This is a genomic window from Occallatibacter sp. FHG110214_02 (genome assembly GCF_059115385.1).
Window position 1 is genome coordinate 113,829 of record NZ_JBZYWK010000004.1, and the last position, 21,138, is coordinate 134,966.

General features: G+C 55.6%; 19 protein-coding genes. 15 read left to right on the top strand and 4 right to left on the bottom strand.

Features of this window, described 5'->3' with window-relative positions:
* Positions 1-556: 556 nt before the first annotated feature.
* The 13 genes from AC5S3R_RS05560 to AC5S3R_RS05620 all read left to right on the top strand — a co-directional run bounded on the left by AC5S3R_RS05560 (position 557) and on the right by AC5S3R_RS05620 (position 14,107).
* A complete protein-coding gene (locus AC5S3R_RS05560; RefSeq protein ID WP_494266017.1) occupies positions 557-958 on the top strand; it encodes an NADH-quinone oxidoreductase subunit A in 402 nt (133 codons plus the stop codon).
* Between the two features lie 13 nt (positions 959-971).
* Entirely contained in the window at positions 972-1,463 is a 492-nt protein-coding gene (locus tag AC5S3R_RS05565) for an NADH-quinone oxidoreductase subunit C (protein WP_494266018.1), read from the top strand.
* Positions 1,463-2,686 (top strand): NADH dehydrogenase (quinone) subunit D, encoded by a 1,224-nt coding sequence (gene nuoD / locus AC5S3R_RS05570; RefSeq protein WP_494266019.1) that lies wholly within the window; start codon positions 1,463-1,465, stop codon positions 2,684-2,686. Before AC5S3R_RS05565 ends, nuoD begins: the two co-directional genes overlap by 1 nt.
* Positions 2,686-3,006 (top strand): transcriptional regulator, encoded by a 321-nt coding sequence (locus AC5S3R_RS05575; RefSeq protein ID WP_494266020.1) that lies wholly within the window; start codon positions 2,686-2,688, stop codon positions 3,004-3,006. Before nuoD ends, AC5S3R_RS05575 begins: the two co-directional genes overlap by 1 nt.
* The gene (locus tag AC5S3R_RS05580) at positions 3,003-3,515 is read left to right on the top strand and encodes an NADH-quinone oxidoreductase subunit NuoE family protein (RefSeq protein ID WP_494266021.1); all 513 of its coding nucleotides are present in this window, start codon (positions 3,003-3,005) and stop codon (positions 3,513-3,515) included. The genes AC5S3R_RS05575 and AC5S3R_RS05580 overlap by 4 nt, the downstream gene beginning before the upstream one ends.
* A complete protein-coding gene (gene nuoF, locus AC5S3R_RS05585) occupies positions 3,508-4,815 on the top strand; it encodes an NADH-quinone oxidoreductase subunit NuoF (protein ID WP_494266022.1) in 1,308 nt (435 codons plus the stop codon). Before AC5S3R_RS05580 ends, nuoF begins: the two co-directional genes overlap by 8 nt.
* A 27-nt stretch (positions 4,816-4,842) precedes the next feature.
* Positions 4,843-7,158 carry an NADH-quinone oxidoreductase subunit NuoG gene (gene nuoG, locus AC5S3R_RS05590; protein WP_494266023.1) on the top strand — a complete coding sequence of 772 codons (2,316 nt, stop codon included), beginning with the start codon at positions 4,843-4,845 and terminating at the stop codon, positions 7,156-7,158.
* A gap of 36 nt (positions 7,159-7,194) precedes the next feature.
* Complete coding sequence (gene nuoH, locus AC5S3R_RS05595; RefSeq protein WP_494266024.1) at positions 7,195-8,244, top strand: NADH-quinone oxidoreductase subunit NuoH; 1,050 nt, start codon at positions 7,195-7,197, stop codon at positions 8,242-8,244.
* 138 nt (positions 8,245-8,382) lie between these two features.
* Positions 8,383-8,895: an NADH-quinone oxidoreductase subunit J family protein gene (locus tag AC5S3R_RS05600; RefSeq protein WP_494266025.1), complete on the top strand. Its 513-nt coding sequence runs from the start codon at positions 8,383-8,385 to the stop codon at positions 8,893-8,895.
* A complete protein-coding gene (nuoK, locus tag AC5S3R_RS05605) occupies positions 8,892-9,194 on the top strand; it encodes an NADH-quinone oxidoreductase subunit NuoK (RefSeq protein WP_494266026.1) in 303 nt (100 codons plus the stop codon). The genes AC5S3R_RS05600 and nuoK overlap by 4 nt, the downstream gene beginning before the upstream one ends.
* A complete protein-coding gene (nuoL, locus tag AC5S3R_RS05610) occupies positions 9,191-11,125 on the top strand; it encodes an NADH-quinone oxidoreductase subunit L (protein ID WP_494266027.1) in 1,935 nt (644 codons plus the stop codon). The genes nuoK and nuoL overlap by 4 nt, the downstream gene beginning before the upstream one ends.
* A 4-nt stretch (positions 11,126-11,129) precedes the next feature.
* Complete coding sequence (locus AC5S3R_RS05615; protein ID WP_494266028.1) at positions 11,130-12,662, top strand: complex I subunit 4 family protein; 1,533 nt, start codon at positions 11,130-11,132, stop codon at positions 12,660-12,662.
* Entirely contained in the window at positions 12,659-14,107 is a 1,449-nt protein-coding gene (locus tag AC5S3R_RS05620; RefSeq protein ID WP_494266029.1) for an NADH-quinone oxidoreductase subunit N, read from the top strand. Before AC5S3R_RS05615 ends, AC5S3R_RS05620 begins: the two co-directional genes overlap by 4 nt.
* Here AC5S3R_RS05620 and AC5S3R_RS05625 read toward each other — a convergent pair.
* On the bottom strand, positions 14,101-15,363 hold the full coding sequence (locus AC5S3R_RS05625; protein WP_494266030.1) for a glycosyltransferase family 4 protein: 1,263 nt from the start codon (positions 15,361-15,363) through the stop codon (positions 14,101-14,103). The genes AC5S3R_RS05620 and AC5S3R_RS05625 overlap by 7 nt on opposite strands.
* Positions 15,364-15,510: 147 nt before the next feature.
* On the opposite strand from AC5S3R_RS05625, the gene AC5S3R_RS05630 reads away from it, so the two are divergent.
* Together AC5S3R_RS05630 and AC5S3R_RS05635 are read left to right on the top strand one after the other, a co-directional pair.
* Positions 15,511-16,590, top strand: a complete 1,080-nt coding sequence (locus AC5S3R_RS05630) for a glycosyltransferase (protein WP_494266031.1) — start codon at positions 15,511-15,513, stop codon at positions 16,588-16,590.
* Positions 16,587-17,708: a glycosyltransferase gene (locus AC5S3R_RS05635; RefSeq protein ID WP_494266032.1), complete on the top strand. Its 1,122-nt coding sequence runs from the start codon at positions 16,587-16,589 to the stop codon at positions 17,706-17,708. The genes AC5S3R_RS05630 and AC5S3R_RS05635 overlap by 4 nt, the downstream gene beginning before the upstream one ends.
* Positions 17,709-17,730: 22 nt before the next feature.
* Here the strand turns inward: AC5S3R_RS05635 and AC5S3R_RS05640 are convergent, their stop codons facing one another.
* The 3 genes from AC5S3R_RS05640 to AC5S3R_RS05650 form a co-directional block, all read right to left on the bottom strand.
* Positions 17,731-18,507: a DUF2334 domain-containing protein gene (locus AC5S3R_RS05640; protein ID WP_494266033.1), complete on the bottom strand. Its 777-nt coding sequence runs from the start codon at positions 18,505-18,507 to the stop codon at positions 17,731-17,733.
* 2 nt (positions 18,508-18,509) lie between these two features.
* Positions 18,510-19,802 carry a murein biosynthesis integral membrane protein MurJ gene (gene murJ, locus AC5S3R_RS05645; RefSeq protein ID WP_494266034.1) on the bottom strand — a complete coding sequence of 431 codons (1,293 nt, stop codon included), beginning with the start codon at positions 19,800-19,802 and terminating at the stop codon, positions 18,510-18,512.
* A 109-nt stretch (positions 19,803-19,911) separates the two neighbouring features.
* On the bottom strand, positions 19,912-21,138 hold the full coding sequence (locus tag AC5S3R_RS05650; protein WP_494266035.1) for an O-antigen ligase family protein: 1,227 nt from the start codon (positions 21,136-21,138) through the stop codon (positions 19,912-19,914).

The window sequence follows — 21,138 nt, forward strand, 5'->3', positions numbered from 1 at the left end:
CGCTCACCGAAGGTAGGAATTTCCGGGCAGTCAGCGTAGATTTGGCGATTCGCTTCCATGAGAATGCTCATAGCTTCTATGTAAGCTTCCCCTTCTTGTAACTGACCGCCGTGATGAACGAATTCGTCGGCAAGATACTCGATAGCATGGCCCAGGATTTCGAGCGCACGGCCCGCCTGTGGTGTAACGCGCCTCCGCCTGGGTGAAGGCATACGATTAGCCACAACGGCCGGCGTTGAGTCTTGCAGAACAAAGCTGGATGTAGTGGTCAAAGCGATGGGACACCTCCTCCATTTCGTTTTTCGGCTCTGAAATGAATTGCTTCACATGACGGAAGTACTTTGCGAGATAAGTGCAGCAAGGAAATAGAAGGCGCGTCGCGAAGTGTGGAACGCGAAACGAAATATATGCGTGAGCTTCATCACAAATGCGTGAAGCAACCTTGACGGATGCAAGCATTGAAACCTAATCTCAAGGAGAGGCATCTTGCACAGGTTTCGATGATTGTGGACTTGTGCCAAACCCTTTTTCAGCCAACATTTTCCGGGCGGATAAGATGATTCCCTACCACTGGCAATATTTGCCGTTGTTGATGCAGATTGTGGTCGCGTTCGGCATGGGCCTGAGCATGATTATCGGCTCGCGGTTCATTGGCCGGCATCGCAACCTGAAGGTCAAGCTGGATTCGTATGAGTGCGGCGTAGAAGCAGTGGGCGACGCCCGCGGACGCTTTAGTGTGCGCTTCTACATGGTCGCAATGCTGTTCATCCTGTTCGATGTTGAAGCAGTGTTCATGATGCCGTGGGCAGTGATTTACCGGAAGCTGCCGTCGATTACCGGCTCGCACATGTTTGGGTTCTGGGAAATGATTGTTTACCTCGGCTTTGTGGCCGTGGGACTGTTCTACATTGTGCGCAAGGGCATTCTCGACTGGAGCGCTGACAAAGCGGATCTGTAAAGGCGGATTTGTAATGGCTGATGGAAAGACGACGCTGCTAGGCAAAGCGGCCGTTCTCGAAGGACTCCCGGAGCATCCGGCGGTGAAGGCTCTGGGCGAGCTGATTACCGATGCAAAGTTTGACCGCGGCGAAGTGACGCTGACTGTAGCAAAAGAAAATCTTGTTGCTGCGGTAAAAGCAGTGAAAGCTGCAGGGTATAACGCATTCCAGGATATGACTGCGGTGGACTGGTTCCCTTCTGAACCACGGTTTCAGTTGAGCTATCACATTCAGTCGCACTCGTTGAAGGAATTGCTGCGCGTGCGCGTAGTGGTAGACGAGGCTGACGCGACTGTTGAGTCGATTACGCATGTCTGGGAAGGCGCGAATTACTACGAGCGCGAAGTTTTCGATTTATTTGGGATTCGTTTTGAAGGACATCCGAATTTGCGGCGTATCATGATGCCGGATGAGTGGGTTGGGCATCCGCTGCGCAAGGACTATCCGGTGGAGGGGTATCGGTAATGGCGGAATTAGATCTGGGCACTCCGATACTGGAAGCTCCTGTTGCGGAAGGCGCGCGCGATCAGCACATGGTTCTGAACATGGGCCCGCAGCATCCTTCGACGCACGGCGTTCTGCGGCTTGTTCTCGAAATTGACGGCGAGATTGTTGTAAGGCTTTATCCCGAGATTGGGTATCTGCATACGGGTATTGAGAAGACCTGCGAGGCCAAGTTCTATCAGCAGGTTGTTCCGATGACGGACCGCGTGGATTACCTGGGGCCGATGGCGAACAATCTTTGTTATTGTTTGGCTGTTGAGAAGCTGCTGGACCTTGAAATTCCCGAGAAGGCGCAGTGGATTCGCGTGTTGCTGACCGAGCTTACGCGCATCAATTCTCACCTCATCTGGCTGGGCACGCACGCAATGGATATTGGCGCGCTCACCGTCTTCCTCTATACCTTCCGCGAGCGCGAAGAGATTCTGAAAATCTTTGAGATGGTGGCGGGTCAGCGCATGATGACCAGCTACTTCCGCATTGGTGGGCTTTCGATGGAGCCGCCGATGGGAATGATGGAACGCATTCGCGAGTTCATTAAGACCTTCCCAGAAAAGATTGATGAATATTCGAACCTGTTGACGGGCAATCCGATTTTTGTGAACCGTCTGAAGAACGTTGGGCACTTGTCGAAAGAAGAGGCGATTGCTCTTGCGGTAACGGGGCCGGTGGCGCGCGCTTCGGGACTCGACTTCGACCTGCGGCGCGATATGCCGTACTCAAGCTACGAGAAGTTTCAGTTTGACGTTCCGGTTTCGGATGGCTGCGATGTATGGGCTCGCTACGTTGTGCGCCTCGAAGAGATGCGGCAGAGCGTGCGGATTATCAACCAGGCTCTCGATGGAATGCCGGAAGGGCACTTCAAGGCGGATGCGCCGAAGATTGTTCTACCGGACCGCGAGGACATGAAGACGCAGATGGAATCGCTGATCCATCATTTCAAGATTGTGACCGAAGGCTTTGCGGTTCCGGCAGGTGAGGTTTACCAGCAGATTGAGTCGGGGCACGGGTCGATGGGCTATTACGTTGTCTCGGACGGCACGGCGAAGCCTTATCGCGTGCACATGCGGTATCCGGGATTTGCTTCCCTTCAGGCCCTCGAAACAATGTGCAAGGGGCGGTTGCTGGCGGACGTGGTTGCCGTGATTGGTTCGATTGATATTGTGCTGGGGGAGATTGACCGCTAATGGCGGTCAGTGATTCCAGCGCGCAGTTGTACGTGGAACTTTGGGTATCGCTTGCTTCCCTGCTTCGCAGTTACACCGCGGCGCATGGCTTGAACGGAAACCGTCAGGCAACGGTGGAGTTAGGCGAGGAACGGATTACGGTTCGGCACGGAGACAGGTGGCTGAACTTGTTGCGCAACAGTTCAAACGTGCATTGGACACGCGAGGACGGGACAGCGGGAACGCTCGAATTAACCGAGGCCGGAAAGTTACAGAGTCCGGCGGGTGAGGAAGAGATGGATTTGGTTGCAGAGGCATGGGCACGGGAGTTAATGCAATGAGTGAAACGATGTCCATCTTTTCGCCGCAGCTCTCGGCGCGGTTTGACGCACTGGTCGCCAAGTACCCCGTGAAGCGTTCGGCGCTGGTTCCGATGCTGCTCTACGCGCAGGACGAGATTGGTTACCTTTCCGACGCTGTGATTGCCGAAGTCGCGGAGCGCATCGGCATTACGGAGTTGGACGTACGCAACGTGGCAACATACTACTCCATGCTGCGGTTTAAGCCTGCGGGTAAATTCAATATCCAGGTTTGCACGAACATCAGTTGCATGCTGCGCGGCGCTTATGAGGTGTATGAGCGCTTCCAGGACGAACTGCACATTGGGCACAAGGGTGTTACGCCGGACGGTGTCTTCTCGCTCGAAGAGGTGGAGTGCATCGGTGCCTGCTGCTGGGCTCCGGCTCTGCAGGTCAACTACGCCTTCCACGACGAGCTGACTCCGAATGATGTGCCGAAGATCATTGAAGAATATAAGGCTAAGGCAAACGGGAGCGTGAAGAATGCCTAGACTGGTCTCGCATCCCGATGAAGTGAAGATTGTTACGAAGCGCTTTGGGATGGGCGCTGCAAGCATCGATAAGTACATGGAACTGGGCGGCTATGAGTCGCTGAAGAAGTGCATTGCCGAGGGGCCGGACTGGATCATCAATGAGATGAAGGCCAGCGGTTTGCGTGGACGCGGCGGCGCTGGATTCCCTACGGGCTTAAAGTGGTCGTTTGTGCCGAAGCAGTCGGCCAAGCCGAAGTATGTTCTTGTCAACGGCGATGAGAGCGAACCGGCCACCTGCAAAGACCACCTGATTTTCCTGCATGATCCGCATTCGATTATCGAAGGCACGATGATTGCCGGTTTGGCGATTGGCGCGAAGACGGGTTTCATCTATCTGCGCGGCGAGTATCGCTATCTGCTGGAAATCATGGAGAAGGCCGTTGCCGAAGCCTACGAAAAGGGCGTACTCGGCAAGAACGTTCTCGGTTCGGACTTCGAGTTCAACGTCATTACGCAGAGTGGTGCTGGCGCTTACGAAGTGGGCGAAGAATCGGCACTGATGGAATCGCTGGAAGGTAAGCGCGGCGTGCCGCGCATCAAGCCTCCCTTCCCTGCTGTGGTTGGTTTGTACGGCGGGCCTACGGTTATCAATAACGCGGAGACGATTGCGACCGTTCCGCACGTGATTGCGATGGGTGGACCGGCTTATGCAGCGGTTGGCTCGGAGCGCAACGGTGGCACGCGTTTGTTTGGCCTGAGTGGCCATGTGGAGCGGCCTGGAGTTTATGAACTGCCGATGGGCTACAACCTCAAGAAGATGATTTACGAGGTTGGCGGCGGCGTAAAAGGCGGACGCGCTCTGAAGGCCGTGGTGCCGGGTGGTTCTTCTACGCCGGTTCTGCTGCCGGAAGAAATTGATATCGGCATGGACTTCGACCAGGTAGGTAAGGCTGGGTCGATGCTTGGGTCGGGCGGTGTGGTGGTGATTGACGACACGACCTGCATGGTGGAGTTTGCGCTGCGGACAATCAACTTCTATCAGCATGAGAGCTGCGGGTGGTGCATCCCCTGCCGCGAAGGAACGGACTGGCTGAAGAAGTCGCTGACGCGCTTCCACAATGGCTTTGGCACGGAGAAGGATATAGACAACATTGCGTACCTGGCGCAAAACATGCTGGGCCGCACCTTCTGTCCGCTTGGCGACGCGGCGGCAATGCCGACGGCAGCGTTCGTGAAGAAGTTCCGCAAAGAGTTTGAGGATCATCTGGACGGCAAGCCCTGCCAGCATACAAAGCACATGGAACTGGCCGTTGTTTAGCGGCTCGCACGACGATTTGGAGAGAATGTGGCTGACGTAACTTTCACAGTCGATGGAAAGAAGCTGACGGCTCCGGCAGGGACGCTGCTGATTGATGCCTGCCGCAAGGCCGGTATCGATATTCCGGCTTTTTGCTACTACCCTGGGTTGAGTTTGCAGGCGGCGTGCCGCATGTGCGTGGTTCGGCAGGAAAAGGTGCCCAAACTGCAGACAGCTTGCACCACTCCCGTGGCTGAGGGGCAGGTGTTTACAACCGAGTCGCCGGAGATTGCGCAGGCGCGCAAGGCGACGATTGAGCTGCTGCTTGGGAACCATCCGCTGGACTGCCCTGTTTGCGATGCGGGCGGCGAGTGCGAATTGCAGGACATGACCTTCAAGTACGGCGCGGGCACAAGCCTGATGGTCGATGCGAAGCGTCATCGCGAGGAACAGCAGTGGTCGCCGGCGGTCTTTTATGATCGTCCGCGCTGCATCCTCTGCTATCGCTGCGTGCGTGTTTGCGGCGAAGGCATGGATGTGTACGCGCTCGGCATTCAGAACCGCGGTGCCAGCGCCGTGATTGCTCCGAATGGCGGAGAGCATCTTGATTGCGAACAGTGCGGCATGTGCATCGATATCTGCCCTGTTGGCGCGCTCACTTCCGGTTCTTATCGCTACAAGACTCGTCCGTGGGAAATGAACCACGTCTCCACCGTTTGCACGCATTGCGCGGACGGCTGCAAGGTTACGCTTGGCGTTCGGCAATCGAATGACGGCACAGAAATTGTGCGTGCAGATAATCGCGACAAAAGCGGCATCAATGATGATTTCCTCTGCGCGAAGGGCCGCTTTGGATTTGATTTTGTCGAGAGCGAAGCGCGCTTGAGGAAGCCGTTGGTTCGCAATGCACAAGGCAAGCTGGAGCCGGCGACCTGGGAACAAGCGCTACGCGTAGCTGCTGCGAAGCTCAAGGAAGTGCGCGACAGCAAGGGCTGCGATGCGATTGGCGTTATCGGCTCCAATCGCACGACGAACGAAGAGAATTACCTGCTGCAGAAGTTTGCCCGCACGATTCTTGGCACCAACAATATTGACCACGAACGCAGCGCGGATTACATCAGCTTTGCGCAGGCGCTTGCCGGCCACGAGCACAAGATTGCAAGCATGAAGGAGACGCTGACGGCTCCGGCTGTACTGCTGATTGGCGGCAATCCCACGGAAGAGCATCCTCTGCTGGCCTGGAACCTGCGCACAAATGTTCGCTTGAACAACGGTCGCCTCTATATCGTGAATCACGAGCCGATCAAGCTGGAGCGTCAGGCAAAGGCTTCACAGGGCGTTCCGCCGAATGGCTATAAGGATCTGACAACACTGCTTGACCAGCAGGGCACGGAGTTTGCCAAGGCTGTCATGGCGGAGGAGTCGCTGCTCGTTATCTTCGGGCAGGAGTTCCGCGGAGCACAGTTGAAGTCGCTCGTTGCGTGGGGCTTGAACCGTGGCAACGTGCGGTTTGCTTACCTGGGCGATCACGCGAACTCGAAGGGCGCGGCGGATATGGGTCTCTTCCCTGACCTGCTGCCGGGCTATATTCCGGTGAGCGAGCCGGGCGCGTTTGCGCAGGAGTATCCGGGGCTTCCCACCAAGCCGGGCAAGACGCAGCCGGAGATTTTCGATGCTGCTCGTCAGGGCAAGCTTGGTGCGCTGCTGGTTGTGGGTGCAAATCCGGCAAAGAATCCCGGCGTTGATCCCGCAAATCTGAACGGCGCATTTGTCATTGCGCTGGATATGTTCCTGACAGAGACGGCAGCAATGGCGGATGTGGTATTGCCTGCGGCCAGCCTCTACGAAAAGACTGGCACAGTAACAAACACCTTTGGCGATGTGCAGCTTGTGAAGAAGGCTGCGGATCACGCGGGCACGAAGCCGGAGTTCGAGATTCTTGTTCGCCTTGCCGGAAGCATGGGCGTGGACGTGAAGACGCTGGTTCCGTTTGGCCAGGGCACGATTGGCGACTTTGGCCAGTCACGCGGTGCGCAGGCGGGCGAGGCTGATCGCCATGCAGTGTGGTTGACGGCGCATGGGCTGGAACCGAAGGTAAGCCCGTTCGATCCGCTGGCTGTGCTGGACGAGATTGAGCGCCTGGTGCCGAGCTACAAGCTGGATCGGCTGAATCTGTTTGCAGGAAACGATGTGCAGACGGAGCCGGGATTTGTTCCGGTATCAGCCATCGCTTCGGCAACGGACCTTGTGGCCCCTGCTCATGATGGGTTGTTCACTTCAGGCGAGCTGTCGCGTTACAGCACGTACCTGAATGACTTGCAGAAATATGAATCGCGCGAGCTGACTGAGACCGCTGCGGACTGAAACGAAGTTTTTTTGAGGACGAAAGGCTAGAGTCAAGTGACGATTTTGCAGTTTGTTCTATGGAGCCTGCTGAAAGTACTGGTAGTCACGGTGATCCTGTTGATGGCCGTGGCCTACACGGTGCTGCTGGAGCGCAAGGTCGTCGGCCGCATCCAGAACCGCTGGGGACCCAGCCGCGTGGGGCCGTTCGGTTTGTTGCAGCCGTTGGTCGATGGCGCGAAGCTCTTTCTAAAGGAAGACCTGACGCCGACCAATGTGTACAAGCCACTGTACCTGCTGGCCCCAATCCTGGCGCTGGGTTGCGCGCTGGTTTCGATTGCAGTGGTGCCGTTTGGCAATCCGGGCTTTGCTCCTGAAGGCTTCCACGTCTTCCAGATTTCAGACGTAAACATCGGCCTGCTGGTCGTCCTGGGCATCACTTCGATTGGCGTGTACGGCATTGCGCTGGCGGGATGGTCGTCGAACAACAAGTATTCCCTGCTGGGTTCGCTGCGCTCTTCGGCACAGCTCATCAGCTACGAACTCGCGCTTGGCTTGTCACTGATCGGCGTGGTGCTGCGTGCTGGCTCGCTGAACCTCCGCGAGATTGTGGAGAGCCAGGCGGGACACGGAATTCTCTCGTGGAACGTCCTCGGTGGATTCCAGCTTGTTGGGTTCTTTATCTATCTCACCGCTGCTTATGCGGAAACGAATCGCGCACCGTTCGATTTGCCGGAAGCAGAAAGCGAACTGACCGCGGGATATCACACCGAGTACAGCTCGATGAAGTTCGCAACCTTCTTCATGGCCGAGTACGCGAACATGATTACCGTTAGCTGTGTGGCGACTCTACTCTTCCTCGGCGGCTGGACAAGCCCGTTCGGCAATCTGCTTGGACTGGAATCGATGCCGGTGGTTGGCGTAATCTTGCCCATCTTCTGGTTTGTCGCAAAGGTGTTCTTCTTCCTGTTTGTTTACATCTGGGTGCGCGGCACGCTGCCTCGCTTCCGCTATGACCAACTGATGAACTTCGGGTGGCGTTGGCTGTTGCCGCTCGCAATTCTCAACATTGTAGGGACAAGCCTCTGGCTTGCGTTCAAGTCGTAGCATTGCGCTCGCGAAAGCAATTTCGCATGCAAGGCTGATTTACAATCGGAGAGGATTTTCTCGAAAGCGAAACTGCTTTTCTCCCTCTCCTTCATCGACCGGCTCTGGTGAGCTGGTTTCAACCGACGCGAAGGAACGATGCACCTCATTCTCTTTATCGTCTTTGCCGGGCTGTGCCTCGCGGGAGCTTTAAATCTCCTGCTGCAAAAGCATCCCATTAACAGCGCGCTGTCGCTGATTGTGGTGATGACTTCGCTGGCAGTGCTGTACCTGCTGCTTGGGGCGGAGTTCCTGGCTGCTGCGCAGATTATCGTCTACGCCGGCGCCATTATGGTGCTGTTCACCTTCGTCATCATGTTGCTGAACGCGGGGCGCGAAGAGCGCACGCTGGGGAGCAAAGCGGCAATCGCACTCGGCTTCCCTGCCGTGGCCGCAATCCTTGCCGTCATCGCAACCGTGCTCATCAAGGCACAGGGGCTTGGCGGAATTTCGCTGAGCGATGGCGTGACCTCTACGGAAGACCTGAGCCGCGTGCTCTTTCATGAGTTGCTGCTGCCGTTTGAAGTTACGTCGGTGCTGATTCTGATTGCGATTCTTGGCGCTGTGGCGCTTGCGCGCAAAGGCCACGGAGATCAGGAGGAAAGCCAGTGATTCCTACTTCGTGGTATCTGCTGCTGAGCGCAGCGCTGTTCTCTTTGGGGATTTGCGGGTTCCTTGTTCGCCGCAACCTCATCACGATTTTTATGTCGATTGAGCTGATGCTCAACGGCGTGAATCTCTCCTTTGTCACCTTTGCGCATCAATGGCACCTGGTGAAAGGGCAGATCTTTGTCTTCTTTGTGATGGTGGTGGCCGCGGCGGAAGCAGCCGTAGGCCTTGCAATCATCATCTCCATCTTCCGCGCACGTGCAACGCTGGCCGTCGACCGAATCGACCTGATGAAACTATGAACGGATCCCTACATCTCTGGCTGATTCCGCTGTTGCCGTTTGCAGGATTTCTGCTGAACGGAATCTTTGGCTCGCGATTGCCCAAAGCGCTTGTCTCGGCAATTGCGCTGCTGGCTCCGCTGGCTTCCTTTGGCGTGGTTGCAAGCGCGGCCTACTACGTATACACAGGCGGCACGCTTCCTTACACCGAGACCTTCGGCTCGTGGATTAACGCAGGCGCTCTGCATGTTGATTTCAGCTTCGTGCTCGATCAGCTTTCGCTAACAATGCTGCTGATTATCACGGGCGTCGGCTTCCTGATCCATCTTTACTCGACCGGATACATGGCGCACGAGGAAGGCTACTGGCGCTACTTCAGCTACCTGAACCTCTTCCTCTTCTTCATGACGGTTCTGGTGCTTGGCGGCAATGCCCTGCTGATGTTTGTCGGCTGGGAAGGTGTCGGTCTCGCGTCGTACCTGCTCATTGGCTTCTACTTCAAGAAGACCTCCGCTGCGGACGCCGGCAAGAAGGCCTTCATCGTCAACCGCATTGGCGACTTCGGCTTCCTTATCGGCATGTTCCTGCTGCTGGCCAACTTCGGCACGCTGAGCTTCAGCGAAATCGCCGCAAAGCTCGCGCTGAATCCCGGATGGACGGGTGGCGTGCTGACCTGCATCGCGCTGAGCCTCTTTGTCGGCGCAACCGGCAAGTCTGCGCAGCTTCCTCTCTACGTCTGGTTGCCGGACGCGATGGAAGGCCCCACGCCGGTTTCCGCTCTCATTCACGCTGCAACGATGGTAACTGCCGGCGTGTACATGATGGCCCGTTCGCACGCCATCTTTGACCGCTCGCCTCTGGCGCTGACGGTGGTTGCAATTGTCGGCGCGGCTACGGCACTGTTTGCAGCAACGATTGGCCTGGTGCAGACCGATATCAAGCGTGTACTGGCCTACTCGACGGTTTCGCAGCTTGGTTACATGGTGCTGGGCGTGGGCGTTTCGGCTTACTCGGCCGCCGTCTTCCACCTCATGACGCATGCCTTCTTCAAGGCGCTGCTCTTCCTTGCGGCTGGCTCGGTGATTCATGGACTGGGCGGCGAGCAAGACCTGCGCAAAATGGGCGGGCTCCGGAAGAAGCTGCCTGTCACTTTCGTGACGATGACGGTGGCGGTTTTTGCGATTGCAGGTTTCCCGCCGCTGGCTGGCTTCTTCTCGAAAGATGCGATTCTCTATGCTGCCTTCCAGCAGGGCGTGAACGGAAAAATCTTCTGGGCTGTCGGCGTCTTCACTGCCCTGCTCACCTCGTTCTACATGTTCCGCTTGTGGTACCTGGCCTTCTTCGGCGAACAACGGGACAAGTCGCTGCATCCGCATGAAAGCCCCTGGTCCATGCTCGGACCGCTTTCGATTCTCGCCATCCTGTCGTTTGTTGGCGGCTGGATCGGAATTGAAAAGTTCAGCGCATGGCTTGCTCCCGTAATTGGCGAGCACCCCGTCGTGAACACAAGCGGCATCCCGGAGTTGGCCTTCAGTGGAATTGCCGTAGCAGTGGCAATCATCGGCCTGGTTATCGCGCACGTGCTTTATTCCAAACAGAATGACAAGCCCGCAGCCTTGGCGACTTCCCTCTCCGGTCCATACACACTGCTGCTGAACAAATACTGGATTGATGAGCTCTACAACACAGTAATTGTGAAGCCGCTGATGATGCTTTCCCGCTTCATCCTCGAATGGGTTGTGGAGTTCGCAATTCTTGGCGGTCTGGCATGGCTGTTGGCGGGGATTGCAACGCTGACCGGAGCAATTCTGCAGAAGTGGCAATCGGGCAATCTGCGCTCTTATGCAGCGTGGCTTGCAGCAGGCGCCGCGGTGCTGCTGCTCTTTGCGCTGGTGCCGTGGACGAACGTGCTGGCAAACTTTGGCATTCATCTCAATTGGGCGGGACGGTGAGGCGATGAACGATATTAACCACTTGATTCTCTCGCTCATTCTGATCGTGCCGCTGGCAGGTGCGTTGTTGATTGCGCTATTGCCGGAGGCAGGTAAACTCCCTCGCTGGATTGCTCTACTGACAGCGCTGGTGAGCCTTGGACTTACGCTGCATTTGCCCGCGCACTTTCAGCAGGGCGTACCGGGATTCCAGTTTGAAGTAAACGTACCGTGGATTGAGAGCCCCGCAATTGCCTATCACGTTGGTGTGGATGGGCTGAGCCTCTGGCTTGTCGTACTGGTCGGGCTTCTTGCGCCCATCGGCGTGCTCGCAAGCTGGAACACAATCACGGAACGCACCAAGGTTTACTACTCGCTCTTCCTGGTGCAGCAGACAGCAATGTTCGGCGTGTTTGTAGCGCTGGACCTGATGGTCTACTACGGTTTCTGGGAACTTTCGCTTGTACCGATGGCGGTTCTGATTGCCATGTACGGACGCAAAGAGGGGCACAAAGCCGCACTGAAATTTTTCCTGTTTACGTTTATTCCCTCAGCTCCGCTACTGGTGGCGATCCTCTGGCTCTATGCGAAAACGGGAACCTTCAACTTCGTAGAGTTGCAGCAGACCATTGCAGGCGGAACACTTTCAAGCTGCGGTCTATTCTGGGTTGGGCTGGCGTTCCTCTTCGCCTTTGCGGTGAAGGTGCCGATCTTCCCTCTGCATGGCTGGCTGGCAGATGCGTTCAGCGAGGCTCCCGTAGCTCTGGCAATGGTGATCGCCGGCAAGCTTGGGCTTTACTCCATGCTGCGCTTCCATGTTGCTCTCTTCCCTGAGCAAGCAAAGTATGTCGCCCCAGTAGTAATCGCACTATCTGTGATTGGCATCCTGTATGGCGCATGCCTGGCGCTGGTACAACGCGACTTCTGGCGACTGATTGCCTTTGGCACGGTAGGACACTTCAGCATTATCGTGCTCGGCATCTACGGGCTTACACTCACAGGCAAGGATGGCGCGGTTTACCAGACGCTGAACCAGAGCGTGATGGAAGCGGCACTGTTCACACTGCTCGGCATTCTGTACTCGCGCTACGAATCGAGCCAGATTGCAGCCTTTGGCGGCGTAGCCAGCAAGCTGCCGCGTACCGCAACGTTCTTCGTAATTACCTCGCTGGCCATGATCGGGTTGCCGATGCTGAATGGCTTTATCGGCGAATTCCTGATCCTTTCCAGCACATTTACCGGCGTGAGCAAAGGCTGGGCGATTGCGGCAACGGTCAGCGTAATTCTCGGCGCGGCTTATACGCTGTGGTTCGCGCAGCGCGTCTTTTATGGTCCGGAAAGTCCTCTGACGGCACAGAGGGAAGTTCGCGACCTTAGCATCAACGAGTGGATTGCCTTGGTTCCTCTCGCAGTACTGATGCTGGTAATGGGCCTTGCACCTGGATTCTGGATGCCGACGATTGAAAATGCTATGAAGCCTGCACAAATTCAGCAGACGTCCGCAACATCACACATCATTCCCGCGGCTGCGGCAGCGCAACAGGAGGTTGCACGATGAACACCGACTTGCTGCGCATACTCCCTGAAGTAGTTCTTGTGGTTGCCGGCATCCTGGTGATGCTGGTAGATGCCGCTCTGCCGGTCAAGGCAGCTCGCCGCCCGCTTGGATGGGTGGCCGCTCTGGGCACAACAGTTGCCCTGTGGGCCAGCCTGATTCAACTGCGAATTGAACCCGGAACTGCCTACTTCGGCACCGTCGAAAGCAGTCCGTTTACGGTCTTCTTCCATGTGCTCATCTGTGGCATCGTACTGGTTGCAATTCTCATTGCGCTCGATACACTGCCCCGGGATAGCCATCATCTCGGCGAGTTCTTCGCTCTCACGCTCTTTGGCGCTTCGGGCATGTGCCTGCTGACCGGAGCGGTGGAACTGCTGGTTGTCTTTATCGCGCTGGAAATCTCTTCCATCTCGACGTACATTCTTGCCGGATATCGCAAGCACACGGGTAAGGGACCAGAAGCGGCGATTAAGTACTTCCTGCTTGGCTCCTTTGCTACGGGCTTCTTGCTCTATGGCATTGCCCTGCTGTTTGGCGCAACCGGCACCACGCAGATTTACGAAATTGCGCACAAGGTCTCCAGCGCACAGAACCACACCTTTGTCGTACTGGCGCTGATTTTGATGCTCGTCGGAATCCTCTTCAAGGTTTCCGCAGCGCCGTTCCATGTGTGGACTCCGGACGTGTATGAGGGTGCGCCTTCACCTGTCGTAGCGCTACTCTCTACGGCTCCCAAGGCCGCGGCCTTTGCGCTGCTGCTGCGTGTGCTGTATGAGATGCTGCCGAGCTTGCGTTCGGTGTGGTCGCCATTACTATGGGTGGTTGCAGCTGCGTCCATGACAATTGGCAATCTGGCTGCCCTGCGCCAACAGAATGTAAAGCGCATGCTGGCCTACTCGTCGATTGCCCATGCCGGTTATCTGCTGGCGGCGTTTGCCAGCTTCTCGCAGACTGGCATTGCAGCGGCAGCTTTCTACACGGCAGCCTATGCGGCAATGAATGTCGGCGTCTTCGCTGTGGTCACGCTCATCAGTGGATATGACGAGCATCTGCCGCTGGTGGAAGACTTCAAGGGGCTGCTACACCGCTCTCCGCTGCTTGGCTCACTGCTGATCTTCTTCTTGGTCTCGCTCGTGGGTATTCCATTTACGGGTGGATTCTTCGGCAAGTTCTACTCGTTCTCTGCGGCTGTCAGCGGCGGCGCAGTGATTCTCGCGATTATCGGCCTGCTGAACTCCGGTGTTGCAGCAGCGTACTACCTACGGCTCGCCTTTGCAGCAGCGCAGAAGGGCGAGGACAATCCAAACCGTCACTTCCCTGTTCCGCAGATTGGCGTGGCGGTAATCGCCGCCCTCATCTTCACGGTGGGAGCCACGCTGTGGCTTGGTATTGCCCCAGCCCCAATCCTGCGTGCAGCCGAAAACGCAGCTCACTCACTTCAGTAGCGTTCCACCTCTGCCGTTACGGCATCATGTGCCAGCACGGCAGAGGTTTCTTCCTCTTCCTGACACAACAATCCACGATAAAGGGATACTGTGTGCGCAAGCACATGTTTCTCTGTAAAATTCTCCGTCACCCACTGACGGGCCGCGCGCCCCATGCTCCAGCGCCGCTCTTCGTTGCGCAGTAGTTGAAGCATCGCTTCGCAAATTGCCTCGGGATACCCCGGCGGTACCAGCAAGCCCGTCACTTCTGGAATCACAGCATCACGCGAGCCTGTGGCCAGTGTTGTAATCACCGGCACAGCTGATGCCGATGCCTCGAGCACCACATTTGGAAATCCCTCCCGCCAGGTAGGAAGCACCATTATGTCCATGATGCGATACCACGGCGCTGTGTCCGGCACAAATCCTGTGCGCAGAATGGATGGGTGCATCTCAATGTAATGCCGCATGCGTGGCTCAAGCGCATCCTCTGAAGAATCGAACCATCCTACAAGCAACAACTTCGCATACGGAACTTCTTTCAACAACGCATCGAAAGCCTGTATAAGCTCAGGAACGCCCTTATCACGAGTCAAACGGCCTACAAAGCCGATGACAGGAGCATCCAGAGGGAAGTTACATTCGGCACGCAGCTCGTCGTTGGCCTCCAAAGGCCCCGGAGCAAAGTGCTCCACATCCACGCCATGGCTGCTCCCCTCCCCCAGCAGTCGTAGCTTGTGTTCCGGCACCAGTCCCAACTCAAGCGCGCCTATCATCAGGCTACGGCTATTGCAAATTACCTGGTGAGAACATGCTGCAGCCACCTTCTCCGCAGCGCAAAGCAACTGGCGCTTCCATCCGCGTGCAGTTTCCAGTCTCAACCCACGAAGCAAATAGACACGCGTTGGAACATGGCAAAGAAATGCCGCAATGCTTCCCAGCAATCCAGCCTTAGGCGTGCTGAACTCGGCTAAATCCGGGCGCAACTGCCGGAGCGTACGCCATAGCCGGAAAAGAGCAACACAGTCCTGAAAAGGAGAGAGCGCGCGCGCCATCGGGATAGCAATGGTCTCAATCCCCTCCTGCGCCGAAATACGCATAAGCAGTTTTCCGGGACTACAAATCAAGACAACGCGAAAGCCAGCTTCGCGAAGCGCACGGATGCGGCCTGAGAGTATAAGGCAAGTTTGAGAATTCGTAATTCCAAGTACCACAAGGGGCTGGCGAACAGTACCACCTGCCTCTGTACCAGCAGAGCCCGTCGTGCCGATTTCCATGAGTCCTCACGCAATTCGATTGCGCACATCCAAGGGAAAATAATTCGCACACGCAAGCTACTCCCAGACTTCAGAGCAGAATTCGCTTTGCAACATGGTTATTTTTTCGTATTTTGGAAACAGCATACCATGACAATCAGGAAGAGAGTGCTTTTTCTCATTCCGCATCTTGGCGGAGGAGGTGCCGAGCACGTAATTGCGCACCTTGCCGAAGGGCTTTCTGCCTCTAAGTATGATGTACACCTTGGACTCATAACCCAAAGGTCGCATCCTGCAAACTCCCTGCCCGCATTCGTTACGGTTCACGCGCTGGGAGCCAGCCGTGTTCGTGCAGCCATTGTGCCGCTCCTTCAACTCATCTGGCGGTTAAAGCCGGACCTCATCTTCTCGGGCATCTTTCATCTGAACTTTCTAGTGCTGCTGCTACACCCCCTGTTCCCTGCCGGCACACGCTGCATTGTTCGACAAAATGGTTTAACGTCGAATGCAGCCGAAACCAGTGCAATTACACGAACGATGTACCGGCTTCTTTATCCTCACGCAGCAGCAGTCGTTTGCCAGAGTGAAACCATGGCAGAAGAACTGCGTTCGCTGCTTGGCACCACGCGGAGACTGCACATTCTGCCAAATCCTGTTGCTGTAAGCGCCGCCGCGTCGAAGGCCCTAGACTCACCATGGGAAGGCGTAGGGCCGCATTTGCTTGCCGTCGGAAGGCTTGTCCCAGCGAAAGGATTCGACATTCTTTTGAAGGCTTTCAAGCAAGTGCTCGTGCATTTTCCCAAGGCGGACCTGGCAATTCTGGGCCAGGGCCCTGAAAAAAAGAAGCTGGAACAGCTTAGCCGGGAGTTGGGCATAGATGTGCAGGTTCACTTCGCGGGTTACGTTGAGCATCCCAGTCGATGGTTCACAAAAGCCAGTGCCTTTGTTCTTGCGTCGCGGCATGAAGGCATGCCGAATGCCATGCTGGAAGCAGCGATAGAAGGCTTGCCTATTATTGCGACACCGGCTTATGGCGGAATCGCTGCACTCTTGCAAGGCCAGTCCGGCACATGGGTTGCACAAGAAATCTCCGCGGATGCGCTGGCACAGGAATTGCGCACAGCGCTGGCTTCGCTTCAGCCACAAGAGCGCTTTCATCATGCGTGGATAGAGCCCTTCCGTGCCCCAAATGCGCTTGCAAGATATGAAAGACTCATCGATGAAGTGCTTGCGGGAGCAACTACATGAGCCATGTAGCCCTGCTGATTCCCACGCTCGACCGCATCGGCGGAGCAGAGCGGCAGGTGCTCCTGCTCGCACAAGGATTGGTGAAGCGCGGCTGGCAAGTCACAGTAATCGCACTCTCCGGAACAGGCAAGGAACAGGCATCCACTCTCCGCGAGAACAGCATAAGCTTCTTCAGCCTGCATATGCGAAAAGGGCTTGCCGACCCGCGAGGATGGATCGCACTGAACCGATGGCTACATAGCAACAGGCCATCCATATTGCATGCACATTTACCTCATGCAACGTGGATGGCCCGATGGTCGCGTGTCTTTGCTCCTGCATGCGTAGTTGTTGATACGGTTCACACTGCGGGAACAGGAACACTGGGGCGTAAGATTGGCTATCTTGCAAGTAACTGGCTCACAAACAAAATTACTGTGGTGAGCCACCGCGCTGCAGATGCGTGGAGGAATGCAGGGATAATTCCACACCACAAGCTCATTGTTCTTCCCAACGGAATAGATGCACAATACTGGCAGCCAGATTCCGCCGCGCGTGCCGCAATGCGTAAACGGCTTGGTCTGCATGATGAATTTCTTTGGCTGGCTGCAGGAAGATTGGAAGAAGTAAAAGACTTTCCCACACTGCTGCGCGCCTTCGCGGGCCTGCCCGTTCATGCAAGGCTCGTGATTGCCGGAGAAGGCTCGCAGCAAATAGAGCTTGAGTCACTTGCTAAGTCGCTTAGCATTGCAGACCATGTACATATGCCGGGCTATGTAGAGGAGATGATTCTCTGGATGCAGGCTGCAGATGCGTTTGTGCTGTCGTCACGTTGGGAAGGGCTACCGATGAGCTTGCTTGAAGCATGTGCCTGCGCTTTGCCTGTTGTCTCTACTGCCGTTGCAGGCGCTGCGGAGATTCTGCCGCCGTATCGTACAAATGCTCTGGCAGATGTTGGAGATTTTCATTCCCTGCAGAATGCCATGCTTTCAGTGATGCAATTACCCATTACAGCGAGAGAACATATTGGGTTGGAATCGCGACAACACATAAAAGAGAATTTCAGTCTCACAGCAGTTCTGGATCAGTGGGAGGATCTTTACAACGAGCTTTTGCAAAAGCAACAAGCACCCGCGTAGAAAAACAATTCCGTTAGCGCGACTAGGTACGAAGCAACGGGAAGCGACGCTTCCAAGCGTGATGCAGACGCAAGCGCGACATAGCTATCGCTTCATAAAGCCACTCCCCTGCATCGAGCCTTGCAACACGGAACTCGTTGCGGATGCGGTCGAAAGATGTGAACTGCGCACAATTTTCGACAAGAAAAGCTCGAATCTCCTTTAACTGGTCAAGTAATGCCGGCCCCGGATGCAGACAGATCGTCCACACACCCGCATCTTTACTCATCGGGCTCCATAGTTGCTGCGGAATCCATCGCACGCCTCCGCGCACAAACGGAACTCGCGCCATGCCATCAGAAAGCCATTCGATTCCCTCCGCTTTAAGCGCCTTTAATGTATTGCGATCGAAGCCATGGCGCGGCGCAACCCATAATTGTGGTTCCAAACCTTTGCCGCGTAGGATTTTAACTCCAGTGCGCAAGCGGGTTCGTTGTTGTTCAAGAGAGCGCCCGGAAAACTCGACTTCGTGATGCAGGGGAATCAAATTTCTTCCCCTGTTTGAGCAGATGTGATTCAATCCGTGCAGGCCTATCGCTGCGCCAGCAGCTTGCATGACGCGCAATTCCTCCCACACATGCGGATCATCCGGAGAATGCCTTAGCTGCGGATCTTCATTTCGCGGCACAACAGCAAGAATCGGCTGAATGCCCAGTTCTTGAATAAGCGACACTAGCTGCATCCAGCTTTCGCGATGGACTGTTGGGCACACATCATCAATGCGAAGCAGGTATTGTGCGGGTCGCGTCAGCTTTCTCATTCTCACGGATTCTCCTGCGCCTCTACTGCATACACGCGAATCACTTCCTCTACGTTTCCACTCGTAGCTGTATCAAGAATCCTCTTCGACCAGAACCAAAGAAAAATAAGCGTAGAGATTGTCCAGAGAGAAGTGGCAAGGGCAATGCCTTTAAGCCCCATCCAGTGCATCAATGCAAAATTAAGCACAATATCAAGCGCAAGATTGAGCAGACCACAGTAGAAGATCAGGTCTGTACGGCGCATTGCGAGGATGAATCGGTAATGCACGCGACTCACCGCAAAGAATGGAATCTGCAGCGCGTACATTGCCAGCACGGGAGCAACAATAGCTGTATCGTGTTGCGTGAATGCACCATGTTGCAGTGTCAAACGTACGAGCAAAGGTGCCCCGGCAATAAGTATCAACGCGATCGGGATCGAGAGAATGGCCGTGATGAGCGCCCAATATCGCAGACTGCTGCGGCAACCAGCGAAGTCCTGCCTTGCTACCAACGTTGCGAAATGCGGAGTAAGTGCGGAGGATAGCGCCCCGGCAAAGAGAGTAACAACGACGCTGACAAAACGCCCTGCATACACGAGTGCGGATACGCTTCCAGTAGGCAGCATGGCGGCCATTGCCTGGTCGGCAAACAGGCCACCGGAAGCTACAACCGAACTGAGAAGAATAGGCCCGTATTGTCGAGTAACCTCGTGTGAAGCATCTGTTGCTTTGCCTCTTTGCAGGCAAAAAGAATAGCCTGCGCGACGCAGCATCCATGCCATCAGCATAGCCTGTGCCACCGCACCAAGCAGCGTGCCGAAGACCATCGCCCAGATGCCGAGCCATCTATGCAAAAGCAGCGCACACACAATAGTAGCGAAAGGGATAAGCGCGTTTGCCAACGCAGGCATGGTGAAATGCTGCACGGTGTTGAGCACCGCTGCACAGTTGCTCGCCAATCCCACGAGAAGTACAACAGGCAAGAGAGCTAAGAATAGATGAATAGCATATGAGAGCTTTGGCCCCGCAAAGTTGGATGCGAGCAGCGGAAAAACAGCAGGCGCAAGCGCTGCCATTGTAATCATGGATAGAAACAGCAGCACAGAAAGACGCTGCATCGATCCAGCAAAAAGCTGATTGGCGCGTTCCATGCCTTCGTGAAGACGTACCCTAACCAGCGTCGGAATCAAAGCCTGGTTCATGGACTCCGCAAACAAGTTGATAAGCAGGTTCGGGATCAGGAACGCAACAAGAAAAGCATCCATTGCATCGGAACGTCCGTAAATACCAGCAGCTACAAACTCCTTAAGCACAGCGATGAGCTTTACAACACCCCCAGCCATAGCCACGCTTGTCATCGCACGAGCTACGCGGCTGTGCTCGGATGCCTGTCTCCAAAATGCCAGCCTTGCTGTCATGGGATCAGTTCGCTGTCTCCGGCAAAAGGTTGTGGCGTGCAAAAGCAACGGGCGCAGGAAAACATTGTGCAAGAGCCACTGGCTGGACGGATGCAAGACGCGAGGCGAAGGCTATCAAGGCAAACAGGAACCATGTACTGCGATTCCCTTCTACCGTTGCATCGAGCGTAGAAACAAGCAATGTAAGCAGTGCGGTTCCAAGACCAATGCGCAGCGGTCCCTGCATGTAAAAGATATTGCGCATGCTGGTAGCCACAATCATTCCGGCAATCAGGAGCGCAATGATGCCCCCCTCAATCACCAGCGAAAGCATGGTGTTGTGCGCGGTATCGATGTGCGATAGCCCAGCCGCAGAAACGAATGCACCGGCGCCGGCACCGAAGAACGGACGCTGCGGCAAAGTATGCCACGCAGCAATCCAGATATTCACGCGTTGATTTAAGTCCCCCCCCTGAAGCTGTTGAGAAAGCGTAGCCAGCCGCTGCAGTGTTTCCATTGGAACAAGAGTGACAAACGCCGCAACCACAACAGGCACACATACTGTAGCAATCCTTTGCCTTATAGGATTACGGCGCAGGAGCATGAGCGCAACACCACCAAGCGCCAGGAATGCTCCGGCAAATCCACCGCGTGAAGCCGTAAGAAGTACGCTGAGCATTCCTATAGGAAGATAGCCAAGAGTAAGCAATTTTCCCCACCATGTTGCCTCGCCATCGTAAAGAAGCCCAGCCAGAGGCAATCCGAGATCAAGGAAGCGCGCCACATCATTCGGGTCCTGGCCTTCCGCAACAAAACGCGCTTGATCTACAGCCGCCAGCGTGGACGTTGCCGAAGAAAAGTTGGCGATAGTCAGAGCGCATAGCACCCACGCGCCTGCGACATAAGCTCGCAACAAATTACGCAGGTCTTGCGGAGTTTCGGCCAGTTCCCATAGCAGCCAGACGATCATGATGACCTGGAAACTGCCGCGCATGCGGTCAAGCGTAGCACCGCTATCAATGCTCCAGAACAGCGAGCAGCAAATCCATGAGTAATAGACCGTGACAAGGATTTGCAAAGCTCCCGGCGTGCGCATGCTGCCCGCTTGCAGCACAGCTGGAATTGTAAGCAGAAGCAGAAGAACACCAACAATGCGTGCGATTGTCCCTACAGGCTCGCCAAAATCCAGCGACCCCTCCCACGGGATAGTGAAAACCAGCAGAACAAGCATTGCCCTCGCCAGTTTTCGCAT